Here is a 14,702-nt window from a genome sequence, read left to right as displayed (position 1 = left end):
AAAACTAATCGAAATTACCTTTTATGCATATTCAGACCAGCCCGGCATTTCAGCGAAGCGTCAAAAAAACCCTTACTTCCATTCTCATTTTCGTCATTGTCTATATGCTGCTTTTAATAGCCGCAATAGGATTAACCATTGCGCTCACCTATTTTGGTATCCACTTGATCATAGAAATTCCAAATTTATATATCATTTTATTTGGTGCAGGATTAATCTTTGCCGGATTGACCATTCTGTTTTTCCTTATAAAATTCATCTTTTCCAAGAATCAAAACCATACGGAGGGAATGTTTGAGATTACTGCAGACATGCAACCTGAACTGTTCCAAATGATCCATGAGGTTGTACAAGAAGCTGGAACGGACTTCCCCAAAAAAGTATTTATAACACAGGAAGTTAATGCCTCGGTTTTCTATAATTCCAGTTTTTGGAGCATGATCATTCCCGTTCGGAAAAACCTCCAAATCGGGATGGGCTTGATCAATGTGCTTAGTAAACAGGAGTTAAAGGCCATTATTGCGCATGAATTTGGTCATTTCTCCCAACGGAGCATGAAGCTTGGTTCCTACGTGTACCATGTGAACCAAGTGATCTTTAACATGCTGTATAACAATGAATCTTTTGATAGAACGATCAATAGGGTAACCGGCTGGAGTAATTCTTTAGTCATCACACTCTGGGGAGCGATTTATGCTATCCGAGGGATTCAATGGATCCTCAAAAAATTATATAATTTCATTAATAAGAATTACATGGCCTTATCCCGCGAGATGGAATTCCATGCGGATGAAGTGGCAGCCCATATTGCTGGGTCGGAAGCCTTTAGCAGCTCCCTGATGCGTTTAGATTTTGCTGACCATGCCTTCAATGAAGCGGTGCAGTTCTATTTTAATCGCTCCTCCGAAAGTTTTTTTCCTGATGATATTTATGCGGATCATCAGACCATGCTTCGCTTTTTAGCAAAAAAGAACAGTTATGAGATGAAGGATGGCATGCCGTTGATCGATCTGGATAGCAATCTCAAATACGATAAATCTAAACTGAACTTCGAAAACCAATGGGCATCGCATCCGAGCACTGCCGACCGGGTGAAAAAGGTTAGGCAATTGAATATTGTTAAGGCGGTGGAAGAGGATAGCCCCGCGATGGATATGATCAAGGATAAGGATAAAGTGATCTCGGAAATATCAGATTTCCTATTTAAAAATTTGTTTTTGGAGGATGAAGGGCCAAATGCAAACATACCTATTGTTAAATTGGGTGCGGATGAATTTATCCATAAATACGAATTGGCTTTTAACAAAGGAAGTTTTGATAAGGTATTCAATGAATATTACAACTTAGTAACCCCAGTGATTTCTGATTACGAAAAGATTGATCTAGATGGTAATATTCTAGAAAGATCCTATTTCTCGGATGAGGATACGAAGCTATCGTATGAATTGCAAGCCCTGCGTCAAGATATTGGCACTTTAAAATCTATTCAGGCTAAAGAAATTGGAGTAAAGACCTTTGATTATGATGGTATTAAATTTCATCGGAAAGCCATTCCTGAGTTATTGGAAAGATTGAAAAAGGAGGAAGAATCTAAAGCAGCTGAATTGGATGAATTGAATATTCAGATATTTAAACATTTCCATCATCTGGCAAAAACCAGGAATATGGAGCAGGAGTTTTTGGAAGCTCATCTGCAACTGTCGGCTTATGATAAGATCTATGAAGATCAGATGAATTTTTATTATGAGATGAACAATAAATTTAGCTATCTGAACCAAGTCTTGGATTATAATCAAATAGAAACCTTCTTTATTGAATTCAAGGTTTTAGAGTTGAGGCTGAAAAAAGAATTGAAGGAATTATTGGAATATCCAGGGTTTGAAAATGAATTGGACAAGAAGTATGTGGAAAATTTAAAAAAGTATATGGATAAGGAGTGGAAATATTTCATGGTCTCAGCTTATGTAGATGAAAATATAATGATCTTAAGAGAAGCCATGGAAGCCCTGCCTTATTTGATTTATCAACGATACTTCCTGCAGAAAAAGAAAATATTAACTATCCAAGCAGACCTGATGTAATTTCTGTCTTTGCATGGAGGCTTCCCGTCATTGCATGGAGGTACGAGGTCCTTCCAAGGAAGCACGTCCCCCCGTCATTGCGAGGAGGCACGACGAAGCAATCTTCCCCCATGTCATCCTGAGCGAAGTCGAAGGATCTGTTCGTATACCACCGTACAGATGCTTCGACTACGCTCAGCATGACAACTCCCCAACCCATCCCGTTCCCTCTCCAGCTTCCCTCGCCCCTTACCGTCCCACTTCAACCACCATCCGCTTCCCCTTCCATTCCATCCCTTTCCCACTCTTCCATCCCCATCTTTACCCCTTACCTTTTCTCTCCAACCTTCATCCCTTCCCTTCCCTTCCCTTCCCTTCCCTTCCCTTCCCTTCCCTTCCTCCCCCCCCAATTGTAACATTTCCAACACAAAATTTACCCCTAAAGATAAACCCACCAACCCAAACGGCATTTTTTAATCATAAAATTAATTATTCTTACTATTTCTTTTCTTATCTATAAAATCTATACTTTCCCAAACTATTATAAACTTTATTTAACAACATTATTCAACCTTATTAAACATTATTAAACTAATTAATTGTATTTTCGGCGAGCAAAATCCTCAACATCTACCGGATTAAGCCTATGGAATTGAATTATTTAACTATCTATATAATCAATAACCAAAATCAGATCATGAAAAATATCTTTACAATGATGTTATTCATTGTCTTATGCGGCTCGTTGTCTTATGCCCAAGGGAATAAGACCATTACGGGTACCATTAAAGACAATCAAAATCGACCTGTGGTGAATGCAAGTGTCTTGGTCAAAGGAACCAACCTAGGTACTGCTTCCGATGCAGGCGGAAACTTCGAAATTCAAGTCCCAGCGACAGCTTCCGTCTTGATTTTCTCCGCAGTCGGCTATGACGACCAAGAGGTCAACATTGGCGACAAAAAAAACATGAATGTCATTCTTGCCGAAAAAAACCTAGGCATCGATGAGGTCGTAGTTGTGGGTTATTCTACAGTCGACAAGAAACACTTAGCCTCTTCAGTTGCCCAAATGGACATGTCGCAGACCAAAACGCGTCCGATCATGAAAATGGAACAAGCTTTCAGCGGAACCATTCCAGGGGTGACCATGTTGCAGGGCAACAGCCTTCCAGGAAGCTCCCCAGGAAGTATTGCTATCCGCGGTGTGAGTACCTTGCAGAATGCAAGTCCTTTGGTCATTGTCGATGGAATGGAACAATCCTTAAGCGACATCGACCCGAACCAGATCAAGAGTCTAACCGTCCTTAAAGATGCGGCTTCTACCTCCATGTATGGTTCTAGAGGTGCCAATGGGGTAATCATCATTGAAACAGAACGCGGTACAACTGGACAATTCAAGGTGGACCTGAATGCTTGGGGATCGATCGACAACCCAATCGACCTACCTACCTTTGTGAATGCCGCAGATTACATGCGTCTGAACAATGAAGCCAGATCCCTTCAAGGACAAACCACGCTATACACCGCAGAGGATATCCAAAAAGCGGAAAGCGGCGAGACTAAAAGTGTAAATTGGTTGGACGAAGTGATGCAAAGTCGCGCCTATGCCCATAACCAATCGGCTAATATTTCCGGTGGTGGTGGTGTAGGAACATTTAACCTAATGCTTGGCCATATCCAGGAAAATGGATTGAACAACATTGAAGGAACACAAAAATTCTCCGCACGCTTCAATACCAACGTCAATATTGCAGACAAATTCGTGCTTCTTGCCGATTTCTATGCCCACCGTTTACAGGTAGATCGTTTGATGGCCAATGATGATGGCCATGGCCTATACCAGATCGCTTGGCGAATGAACCCTACGCAACAAGTATTTTTTGAAGGGACAGACCTTCCGAATCACTACATGTTGCACAACAACCTGAACCCGGTTGCTTCCATCAACCATGGTGGTATCAAAAACTACATGCACGACCGGAGTACGATCAACCTAAGACCAAAATATTACATCAATCCGAACTTGAACATTGAGGGTAATATTTCGTATATGATCAATAAATCGGCGAACAAATCTGTTCGTGAGACCTTTAAATTCTATGATGCCACCGGAAAACCGGCTACCATCTGGGCGAATTCGGTGACTGCCGATCAAGGTGTCAGCCAATCCCAAATCACGGCTAGAGCATTGGTAAACTATACCAAAGATCTTCGTGGAAACAAGGATAAACTGTACCTGACAGCTGGTTCAGAGATGATGAACTTCACCTACACCGATTACCGCGAGATCAATAAGGCATCTTTCTTCGGAAAGTTGAACTATTCCTTCGATGAACGTTATTTGCTGGAATTAACCGCACGTTCAGACGGTAGTAGTAAATTTGCGCCAGGACAGAAATGGGGCTTCTTCCCTTCTGCTGCCCTAGCTTGGAACCTGCATAACGAAAGCTTCATGAGCAGCCTTCGCGACAGCAAAACCTTGACCAACTTCAAGATCCGTGCATCATACGGTTTGATCGGTAATGAGAATGTGGATCCATACCTGTGGCAGGAAGTAGTGAATACCTGGGGATGGACCATGCGTGTGCCAAATCCATTATTCTCTTGGGAAAAACAAAAACAATGGAACGTAGGTGCAGACCTGACTTTATTGGACAACCGCTTGAATATTACAGCGGATGTATACGACAAATTCTCGTACGACCTGATCTATTCCGACTTCCCAGTACCTCCACTAACCGGATCGAACACCTTAACTTCGGCGGTAAACATTGGTGAGGTTAGAAATAAAGGATATGAAATCTCGGCAAATTGGTCAGATAATATCGGGGATTTGAAATATACCATTGGTGGTATGTTCTTCGACAACAGCAACAAAGTTGAAAAGGCTGGTTACAATAAAACTGACACCTTAATCTTCAAAAACACCAACGATAAAATCTGGTACAACGGCATTGCCATTGATAACTATTATGGCTATGAAACCGATGGATATTTCCAGAACGAGGCGGAAATTGATGCGACAACAGCAAAATTACCGAATACCATTCCTGGAGACATCCGTTATAGAGATCAGAATGGAGATGGCATTATCAATGATGATGACCGTGTGGAACTAGGTGATCCATTCCCACATTTGAATTATTCAGTCAACCTAAACCTGAAATACAAAGGTTGGGACTTTGCAGCCTTGGGTCAAGGTGTTGGACGCCGTACATCCCGCATTGGCGGACAGGAAGGCTATCCGATCTACGTAGATAATGCATCGAATGCATTAGGTGCACCGCGCCAAGAATATGCAGACAACAGATGGACACCAGAAAATCCGAACTCCCGTTTTCCAAGGGTTTGGACCGGCGCAAGCACCAACACTTTCCTTAGTGATGTATGGTTGAGCGACGCGTCGTACTTCCGCATCAAGATGCTTCAATTGGGTTATACTTTCCCGAAATGGGGCAAAGCTTTCCAAAATGTACGCGTGTATGTGAATGCACAGGATGCCTTTACCTTCACCAAATACGAGGGATTAGAGCCAGAACGTAACGGTGGAAATGGTAACTACCCACGCATGGCTACCTATAGTTTTGGTATCAGAGCCACTATCTTTTAATCAATAAACAGAGAAAGAAAATGAGAAAATCAATCATATATTTTGGTCTATTGGCAAGTATGTCTTTGGCCAGTTGTGAAAAATTCTTAGATAAAACAGATCCTACGGCAACTTCCTTTACTGAGTTCTTCAATACCGAGGAAGACCTTCGCCGTGTGGTGTACAGTAGTTATGTGGATGTGTTCACTTCGGTGGGTGCTCGCGGATTATTGTTCTATTTGGAAGATTCTAAATCGGACAATGCCTATAGCCGCATCGAAAATGACCATCACCAACGTATCGCCAATGGTAATATCAACGCCAATACCACTGCATTCTTATATTACTATGAATTGCAGATGAAACATTTGGGCCGTCTGAATACCTTTATTGCGAATGTGGATGTTCCTTATGTGGAGGATGAAGCCGTTCGTACTAAATTCAAGAGTATCTTGGAAGCGCTGCGTGTTTGGCATTATTTCAAATTGACCAGCCGTTGGGCAAATGTACCTTTCCACTTGGAGCCGGCCAACATGGAAACCGCCCTTCAGCCTGCAAAAAGCAAGGAAGAAATTTTGGAAACCCTATTTCCTTTAGCGGAAGAAATTGCTTCCCGCCTACCGGAAAATGAGTATACTTCAGATGCTTATATGTTCAATAAGTATTCGTTCAAGGCATTGACCATGCGTTATGCGTTGTATAACGGCAAATACGAACTGGCAGCCAAATTGGCCAAAGAGATCATCGAAAGTGGAAAATATCAGTTGCATGCGAACTATGCCGATCTGTTCAATTACAAAGCGGATAAGACCAACAAGGAGTTCATCATGAAATTCGATATGGAAAGTCATAATAATACGGCGACCAACTCTTTCCGCGACCTGGCACCACAATACCGTACGGGTAATGGACAATCCTATTCTGTTCCGACCAAATCTTTGGTGGATTCGTATTGGACCCTACAAGGTAGACCGATCGACAATTGTCCATTGCACACGAAACAGGAATATGAACTGGATCCGAAATTAAATCGTGACCCACGTTTAAAAGCCAGTATTTTTGGCCAAGGAGATACGTTTTACGGCGATAAGATCGATATTTACAATACGGCTAGCTTATTCTATTTTGAGAACCAACGTTCCAGTAAATCTGGCTATTGGTTCAAGAAGTTTGTCGATGAAACCGATGCTTTCAAATCTGGTGGTAACATGCATTTCCCATTGTTAAGGTATGCGGAGGTTTTATTGACCTATGCCGAAGCACAGATCATGTTGGGACAAGTGGATGACCTGGCGAAAGATTGCATCAACCAGTTGAGAAAACGTGCTGGATTGGATATGACCGTGGCAGACGTGAAATTGGGCAGCAAAACCCAAGAGGAATGGGTAAACTTGATCCGTAACGAACGCAGAACGGAATTAGCTGGAGAAGGTATCCGATATGACGATATCATCCGTTGGCGAATTGCGGAACAGGTGTTGAACCAACCCGCATTAGGACACACCCGTTTGGTAAATGGAAAAGTGGAAACTTTAAAGATTGAAGATCGAACGTTCCAACAACATAATTATGTGTGGCCGTTCCATGAGAACAGCTTACGCGTAGAACCAGGATTGATTCAGAATCCAGGTTATTAATATTAAGAAGCCGTATCGATGTTGATACGGCTTTTTTTTGTTAAATTAGATAATGTTGTTGTTTTCCTATGTTAAAAGCTTGTTTTCGTAGTAAAACCATGGTTTAAGCAACCTTAAAGCGGGTTTTAGTATACTTAGGTTACTAAATACATACTTTTACATTACTTTCACCCTGCTTTAAGAGCGAAGCAAAACCTCTCATGGCGAGGAAGCAAGCCATCCCGTCTTTGCGAGAAGACCGCACATCCTTTGGAGCAACGAAGCAAAACCCGTCCTTCCGAGGAGGCAAGCCATACCGTCATTGCGAGGAGGCACGACGAAGCAATCTTCCCCCATGTCATCCTGAGCGAAGTCGAAGGATCTGTTCGTATACCACCATACCACCGTACAGATGCTTCGACTACGCTCAGCATGACAAGCTTTCTATTTTAATTCCTAAACCCATCAGATTTTCTTATCTTTAAAAAGGTCGCTGGACAGCAAAAGAAGATGAAGCTCCAGCGTCCATAACCCTATTTATAAACTAAAAAATCCCTCATCAGAATGAAGGAATGTGCTGGAAAAAAATTTAGAGAAGCTCTTCAAGCCGAATCACCCCTACAAATCGTAGGAACCATCAACGCCAACCATGCACTATTAGCAGAACAATCAGGATTCAAAGCCATTTACCTTTCTGGAGGTGGCGTAGCTGCAGGTTCACTGGGCATCCCAGACCTTGGAATTACCACTCTACAAGATGTGCTAATCGATGTAGAACGTATCACCAATGTCTGTAAAACTCCCTTATTGGTAGATATCGACACCGGTTTTGGACCATCCGCTTTCAATATCGCTCGTACCATCCAATCTCTCGAAAAAGCTGGTGCTGCCGGTATACACATGGAAGACCAAGTAGGCGCTAAACGTTGTGGGCATCGTCCCGGCAAGGAATTGGTCAGTTTGGACGAAATGGTAGACCGCATCCGCGCAGCGGTAGATGCTCGTAGAGATGCTGATTTTGTGATCGGTGCCCGAACCGATGCCATTGCTTCCGAAGGCATTGAAAATGCCTTATCACGAGCCAAAGCCTATGCAGAGGCTGGTGCGGATTTCATCTTTGCAGAAGCTGTCCGCTCCCTGGAAGATTATACCCGCTTTCAGGAGGCTACCCAACTTCCCATATTAGCCAACATCACCGAATTTGGGCAAACGCCTTTGTTCACCGTGGAGGAACTTAAAGGCGCTAAGGTTTCCATGGTACTCTACCCACTTTCAGCTTTCCGCGCAGCCAATAAGGCTGCCTTGAATGTGTACCAACATATCCGGAATGATGGTAGCCAGCAAGCTGTTCTGGAAACCATGCAGACCCGTGAAGAACTTTATCAAAGTATTGACTATTATAATTATGAGAATCGTTTAGACCAATTGTTTAACAAGAAATGATATGAAAGAAACGAATGAATCAGGTTTTAAACCGAAAAAAAGCGTTGCCCTATCCGGGGTTCCTGCAGGAAACACCAGCCTTTGTACGGTAGGAAGAAGTGGAAACGACCTCCACTACCGCGGTTATGATATATTGGACCTAGCCGATCAAGCCAGTTTTGAAGAAGTGGCCTATCTACTGATCCATGGCAAATTGCCCAATGCAAAAGAATTGGAGAACTACGAGCATAAACTTGTTCAGCAAAGGGGCCTGCCTCAAAAACTGAAAGAAGTTTTAAAATTGATCCCTGCATCTGCTCATCCAATGGACGTGCTGCGAACTTCCGTGTCCATGTTCGGCACATTGGAACCGGAACCTTTGGAACATGAGCCATCAAAGACCCGCGAGATCATCGATCGTCTTATGGCCAGCATGGGTTCTGCCCTATTATACTGGTACCATTACAGCCATCACCAAAAAGAAATTGAAGTAGAAACCGACGATACGACCTTAGGAGGTCATTTTCTCCATCTCTTGCATGGAAAGAAACCTTCTGAAGCTTGGGTACGGGCCATGCAGACTTCCTTGAACCTCTATGCCGAACATGAATTCAATGCTTCCACCTTTACGGCACGCGTAATTGCTGGAACCGGTTCCGATGTGTATGCAAGTATCGCCGGAGCGATCGGAGCGCTACGTGGACCAAAACATGGAGGTGCCAATGAGGTAGCATTCGAGATCCAAAGCAGGTATAAGGATGCAGACGATGCGGAAAAGGATATCCGTGAGCGATTGTCCAAAAAGGAGGTCATCATCGGCTTTGGACATCCGGTCTATACCATTTCAGACCCCCGCAATCAGGTCATCAAAAGAATCGCCAAGGAACTTTCAGAGGAATTGGGGGATATGAAATTATTCGATATCGCCGAACGCTTGGAAACCCTGATGTGGGACGAAAAGAAAATGTTCCCTAATCTGGACTGGTTCTCTGCGGTGGCCTATCACCTGATGGGAATCCCAACCGATATGTTCACCCCATTGTTCGTGATGTCGAGAATCTCCGGCTGGGGGGCACACATCATCGAACAGCGTGAAGATGGCAAGATCATCCGCCCTAGCGCCAACTATACGGGCCCTGAAAACCAGAAATTCATTCCATTAAAAGACAGATAAAAATAAGTACATAACAATCAGAAATGTCATCACATATTTCCAACAACAGACCCAATCCAGATCAAGTATTACTGGATATTGCAGATTATATTCTAGACTATAAAATTGATAGTCAGTTAGCGAAGGAAACCGCCCATTATTGTTTTTTGGATACGATAGGCTGTGGATTTGAAGCCTTGACCTATCCGGCTTGCACGAAAATGCTTGGCCCAATCGTTCCTGGAACGATTGTTCCGAATGGTGCCAAGGTGCCTGGTACCCCCTATCAGTTAGATCCCATCCAAGCAGCCTTCAACATTGGCGCTATGGTTCGTTGGTTGGATTTCAACGACACTTGGTTGGCCGCTGAATGGGGTCATCCATCCGATAACCTTGGTGGTATATTGGCCGTTGCCGACTGGATCAGTAGAAACAACCTGGAGAAAGGAAAAGAGCCCTTGAAGATGGAGACCGTGCTGGAAGCCATGGTAAAGGCTCATGAAGTGCAGGGTGTGCTGGCTTTGGAAAACTCTTTCAATAAAGTGGGTTTAGACCACGTGATCCTGGTTAAGATAGCATCTACCGCTGTTGTCGGTAAACTTTTGGGCTTGAACCGCGATGAGTTGGTCAATGCGCTATCTTTAGCCTTTGTAGATGGGCAATCCTTGCGTACCTACCGACACGCTCCGAATACCGGTAGCCGTAAATCCTGGGCAGCAGGTGATGCCACCTCCAGAGCTGTACGTTTGGCGTTGATAGCACAAAAAGGTGAAATGGGCTATCCATCGGTACTTACTGCTCCGGTTTGGGGATTCTATGATGTATCCTTTAAAGGTCGGGAATTCAAGTTCCAACGCCCTTATGGAAGCTACGTCATGGAGAATGTGTTGTTCAAGATTTCCTTCCCAGCAGAATTCCACTCGCAGACTGCGGTGGAAGCAGCCATGACCTTACATGGAAAATTAAAAGAATTGGGAAAAACTTCGGAGGATATCAAATCCGTTAAAATCAGAACCCATGAAGCGGCCATCCGCATTATCGATAAAAAAGGTCCTTTACATAACCCTGCAGACCGTGACCATGCCATCCAATACATGGTGGCCGTTCCATTGATCTTCGGACGCTTGACCGCAGCAGATTATGAAGATAATATCGCCAAAGATGAGCGAATCGATGCATTAAGGGAAAAAATCACTTGTATTGAAGATCCACAGTTCACCGTGGATTACCATGATCCGGAGAAACGTTCGATCGCCAATGCGCTGACACTGGAGCTGAACGATGGAACCATCCTGGAAGAAGTGGTCGTAGAATATCCGATTGGACATAAACGCCGCAGATCCGAAGGTATCCCGAAACTGATCGAAAAATATAAGATCAATCTTGCTCGTGTATTTGCCGAAAAACAACAGAAAATAGTATTGCAACATACCTTGGAATACGAAGACTTCATCAAATTATCGGTCAATGACCTGGTAGATATGATGGTATAAGTAACCACATAAAAAAAACATCGCCTAAATGTAGGCGATGTTTTTTTTATAAAGTAATCTCTTCCTTATTTTGAAGGGCCTTCATTCCAATTGGAATCAAAACCTGTGTAGAATTTAAAGTCTTTCTTCGATAGTTCGATCAAGGATTTCGGGAGCTCCCATTGTTCACCATATTTAGCGAACTCCAGGCAATCATTAACAAAGGCATGCAGGCCTACCTGATCGATATGACCGAAAACACCTCCTGTCTGCATCGCATAACCAACTCCCAGTACCGAGCCTAGATCGCCATCTTTCGGACTGGTCAAAATCCCATCTTCCAAACAACGGTAACTATCCAAAGCCATCACGTGCAACAACCTGTATTTGATCATGATCAAACAGGCTGGCTTAGCTGGCTTTTCAATCTCCTTATCCTCCCAAGGCTTTTTACTTCGGTCCTCGCTGGAATATTCATAGAACCCCTTCCCTGATTTCCTTCCGTGCCTACCTTCTGCTATCAATTTTTTCAGATAATTATAAGCTCTTTTCTGACTCGTATGAAGTTTTGGTAATTGATCATATACATGAACCATGAGATCCAATGAAATCTCATCCAATACAGCTAATGGTCCGACAGCAAAGCCGGCTTCCTTCGCTTGGCGATCGATCACCTCTACCGATGCTCCTTCCAATAACAGGGTAATCCCTTCCAGAAGGTAGTTGAAGAAAATCCTGGAGGTAAAGAAGGCGGGGCCATCATTGACCACAATAGGTATCTTTCGAAGCTTATGGACAAAGGTCAATGCCTCTTCCAAGGTTTCAGGACTGGTATCTGCACCTTTGATCACTTCTACCAAGGCCATCCGGTCTACCGGTGAGAAAAAATGAAGTCCGATAAATCGGCTGGGATTAGCACTAAATTTAGCCAACTTATGGATTGGAAGGCTCGTGGTATTTGAGGCAAAGAATCCTTTTGGATTTAATATCGGCAAGCTATCCTGGATGACCGCAGCTTTTAGGTTCAGGTCTTCAAAAACAGCCTCAATAATCAGGTCCTGTTTGTCCAACCCTTCAAAATGAGATATGGGATTGATTAAATCCAGTATCTTCTGCTGCTTTTCGGGCGTCATTTTACCCAATTCCATCAATTTGTTGGTCACTTTCTCCGAATAGCTCTTTCCTTTTTCGGCGGCAGCATCGGATATGTCCTTTAGTTGGACTTCTATCCCAGCTTTCGCTGCCTCATAAGCTATCCCGGAACCCATCATACCTGCACCTAAAACCGTTAGTTTATTGACCTGGCTTTCCGCCTTAGCACCCAATGCTGCCGCTTCCTTCATGGAATAATACATCGTGCGGATAATGGACATGGTCTGCTTTTCATGAAGGATGTATTCAAATTGGACCAATTCCATGGTCAACAATTCCGCTTTGCTCAAGAAAGGACTGGTTTTAAAAATGATGAAACAGGAAATATGTGCCGGAATATTGGAATTGGCCTGTTTGTTAAGTTTTTGCAGTTCTCCGTTGATCTCTTCATCACTCAAGGCTTGCTGCCTTTTAAGGCCGTTCCCTGGTTGTTCCAGGAAGTTTAGGGCATCCACTAGGGCATCATCCAGGTTATCCACAAAGGAATCGATCAGATTCAGTTCAAGCGCAGCACTGCCTTTATAGATCTTTCCTTTGGTCAACACTTCAAAAGCTGTTGAAAGAGGAACTCTTTCTTTGAGGTGGACCACCGATCCCATTCCATAGATGACGGCATAGGCCCCCTCTGGAAAACCAACTGTCGCCTGGTTTCCAACGGCGATCAATTTCGAACATGCTAGCCCCAGGGTATATCCTATACCCAACAGCGCATGATCAAAAATGCCAACGATCGGTTTTTTTAATTGATCGATTCCCACCATCAGATCCATGATTTCAAACAACCTTTTCTTGAATTCGATCTTTTCTTTTGCCTGCTTGAACAACTGCCTGAAATTTAGGGATTGAAATGATCCTGAAAAATGCAGGACCAAACCGGTTATTTCGGGCTTCAGCAAATGGTTCTGAACACGGCGAAGTAAAGCGCGTACAAAACCAAAATCCAACTCATAAGCGGTTTCCAATGAATTATGCACATAAATTTCTAAGACATAATCATTGATGTTTCTTTCTTGATATTGTATATGTTTGGGCAGGTGATTGATTTCCATAGATTTATTTTTTTGAATAATCGACTTGGTCGATACTGATCTTGGCCAAGATTTCGAGCATGATTTCGGAAGTACCAGCGATAATGGTGCCAACGCGTACATCACGGTATAAACGGGCAATCTTATAATCTTCGGTAAAACCATAACCACCAAACATCTGTAGGCAATCGGATACCACCTTTATTGCCAATTCACTGGCCTGCAGTTTGGCAATGGAACATTCCTTTACGGCATATATCCCCTGGTTCTGCAAATCGCAGCAATGGTAGATAAAGGCTTTCAGTGTCTCCACATCCGCATACATTTGCGCAAAACGATGGCGCAATACCTGAAAATCTTTCAAGGGTTTATTGAAGGCCTCCCGCTGTTGAAGATAATCCAAGGTATATTCCATGGCTGATTCCGCCGTGGTCAAACTATGTATGCCTGCTGTCAGGCGTTCTAATTGCAGACCTCCCATTAGATATTTGAAGCCCTCTCCTTCCACACCTATAAGATGAGATTTCGGAACTCTAACATGGTCAAAACCGATTTCGGCGGTATCCGAGGCATGCCAACCTAATTTTTCAATTTTATTGCAGGTTACCCCAGGCGTATTCCGATCGACCAAGATCAAGCTGATGCCCTTGCTTCCCGCAGCAGGATCTGTCTTTACCGCAGTGATAAAGAAGTCGCCATAATAGCCATTTGTGATAAATGTTTTGGATCCATTGATAATGTATTCATCGCCATCGAGCACCGCTGTGGTCTTCATACGCTGCACATCCGAACCAGCAACAGGCTCCGTGATCGCAACGGCACTTACCATATCTCCTTGGATAACGGCTGTCAGGTATTTCGATTTTAATTCTTCAGAACCATGTTTCCAAAGATAAGGCGTAGACATGAATTGAATCACCAGTGCCGAAACACTAAAACCACCAGAAAAACATTTGGAAATTTCTTCGCAGAAGATAAGGGAATAATAAAAGTCAAGATCTAGGCCGCCGTATTGTTCTGGGTATATAAGCCCCATATATCCCATGTCGCCTAATTTTTTCCAGATGGATTTGTCAATCGCACCTTGTTTTTCCCATTTGTCGATGTGTGGGAGAATTTCTTTTTGAATAAATGACTTCAGACTATCTCGGAAAATTAGATGTTCCTCCGTCAATCTTGTGTTGTGCATATAAGTTTATTTGGTTCACAG

9 protein-coding genes are annotated in these 14,702 nt (G+C 43.3%); 6 read left to right on the top strand and 3 right to left on the bottom strand.

Annotated elements, in window-relative coordinates; translation table 11 throughout:
- The first annotated feature begins 23 nt into the window (after window positions 1-23).
- Window positions 24-2,081 carry a M48 family metalloprotease gene (locus tag VJ786_RS08120; protein ID WP_336557589.1) on the top strand — a complete coding sequence of 686 codons (2,058 nt, stop codon included), beginning with the start codon at window positions 24-26 and terminating at the stop codon, window positions 2,079-2,081.
- 113 nt (window positions 2,082-2,194) lie between these two features.
- Here VJ786_RS08120 and VJ786_RS08115 read toward each other — a convergent pair whose 3' ends face one another.
- Window positions 2,195-2,530: a hypothetical protein gene (locus tag VJ786_RS08115; protein ID WP_336557588.1), complete on the bottom strand. Its 336-nt coding sequence runs from the start codon at window positions 2,528-2,530 to the stop codon at window positions 2,195-2,197.
- A 176-nt stretch (window positions 2,531-2,706) separates the two neighbouring features.
- On the opposite strand from VJ786_RS08115, the gene VJ786_RS08110 reads away from it, so the two are divergent.
- The 5 genes from VJ786_RS08110 (at window position 2,707) to VJ786_RS08090 (ending at window position 11,333) form a co-directional block, all read left to right on the top strand.
- Window positions 2,707-5,670, top strand: a complete 2,964-nt coding sequence (locus VJ786_RS08110; RefSeq protein ID WP_336557587.1) for a SusC/RagA family TonB-linked outer membrane protein — start codon at window positions 2,707-2,709, stop codon at window positions 5,668-5,670.
- A 20-nt stretch (window positions 5,671-5,690) separates the two neighbouring features.
- Window positions 5,691-7,286 carry a RagB/SusD family nutrient uptake outer membrane protein gene (locus tag VJ786_RS08105; protein ID WP_099366133.1) on the top strand — a complete coding sequence of 532 codons (1,596 nt, stop codon included), beginning with the start codon at window positions 5,691-5,693 and terminating at the stop codon, window positions 7,284-7,286.
- Between the two features lie 543 nt (window positions 7,287-7,829).
- A complete protein-coding gene (gene prpB / locus VJ786_RS08100) occupies window positions 7,830-8,708 on the top strand; it encodes a methylisocitrate lyase (RefSeq protein ID WP_336557586.1) in 879 nt (292 codons plus the stop codon).
- A 1-nt stretch (window position 8,709) separates the two neighbouring features.
- A complete protein-coding gene (gene prpC / locus VJ786_RS08095; protein ID WP_099366135.1) occupies window positions 8,710-9,861 on the top strand; it encodes a bifunctional 2-methylcitrate synthase/citrate synthase in 1,152 nt (383 codons plus the stop codon).
- A 23-nt stretch (window positions 9,862-9,884) separates the two neighbouring features.
- Window positions 9,885-11,333 carry a bifunctional 2-methylcitrate dehydratase/aconitate hydratase gene (locus VJ786_RS08090; RefSeq protein ID WP_099366136.1) on the top strand — a complete coding sequence of 483 codons (1,449 nt, stop codon included), beginning with the start codon at window positions 9,885-9,887 and terminating at the stop codon, window positions 11,331-11,333.
- A gap of 65 nt (window positions 11,334-11,398) precedes the next feature.
- Here VJ786_RS08090 and VJ786_RS08085 read toward each other — a convergent pair whose 3' ends face one another.
- Together VJ786_RS08085 and VJ786_RS08080 are read right to left on the bottom strand one after the other, a co-directional pair.
- Window positions 11,399-13,513, bottom strand: coding sequence for a 3-hydroxyacyl-CoA dehydrogenase NAD-binding domain-containing protein (locus tag VJ786_RS08085; protein WP_336557585.1), 2,115 nt, complete (start codon window positions 13,511-13,513; stop codon window positions 11,399-11,401).
- 4 nt (window positions 13,514-13,517) lie between these two features.
- Window positions 13,518-14,681 carry an acyl-CoA dehydrogenase family protein gene (locus tag VJ786_RS08080; RefSeq protein ID WP_336557584.1) on the bottom strand — a complete coding sequence of 388 codons (1,164 nt, stop codon included), beginning with the start codon at window positions 14,679-14,681 and terminating at the stop codon, window positions 13,518-13,520.
- Window positions 14,682-14,702 lie beyond the last annotated feature (21 nt).

The organism is Sphingobacterium tenebrionis (assembly GCF_037126265.1).
Classification (GTDB): Bacteria; Bacteroidota; Bacteroidia; order Sphingobacteriales; family Sphingobacteriaceae; genus Sphingobacterium; species Sphingobacterium tenebrionis.
This window is presented reverse-complemented; position numbering and strand designations above follow the sequence as displayed.

What these genes read in the sequence shown, in the direction of transcription:
- VJ786_RS08120 (WP_336557589.1), top strand. Translation starts at nt 24, where the DNA reads ATGCATATTCAGACCAGCCCGGCATTTCAGCGAAGCGTCAAAAAAACC.
- VJ786_RS08115 (WP_336557588.1), bottom strand. Translation starts at nt 2,530, where the DNA reads ATGCCGTTTGGGTTGGTGGGTTTATCTTTAGGGGTAAATTTTGTGTTG.
- VJ786_RS08110 (WP_336557587.1), top strand. Translation starts at nt 2,707, where the DNA reads ATGGAATTGAATTATTTAACTATCTATATAATCAATAACCAAAATCAG.
- VJ786_RS08105 (WP_099366133.1), top strand. Translation starts at nt 5,691, where the DNA reads ATGAGAAAATCAATCATATATTTTGGTCTATTGGCAAGTATGTCTTTG.
- prpB (WP_336557586.1), top strand. Translation starts at nt 7,830, where the DNA reads ATGAAGGAATGTGCTGGAAAAAAATTTAGAGAAGCTCTTCAAGCCGAA.
- prpC (WP_099366135.1), top strand. Translation starts at nt 8,710, where the DNA reads ATGAAAGAAACGAATGAATCAGGTTTTAAACCGAAAAAAAGCGTTGCC.
- VJ786_RS08090 (WP_099366136.1), top strand. Translation starts at nt 9,885, where the DNA reads ATGTCATCACATATTTCCAACAACAGACCCAATCCAGATCAAGTATTA.
- VJ786_RS08085 (WP_336557585.1), bottom strand. Translation starts at nt 13,513, where the DNA reads ATGGAAATCAATCACCTGCCCAAACATATACAATATCAAGAAAGAAAC.
- VJ786_RS08080 (WP_336557584.1), bottom strand. Translation starts at nt 14,681, where the DNA reads ATGCACAACACAAGATTGACGGAGGAACATCTAATTTTCCGAGATAGT.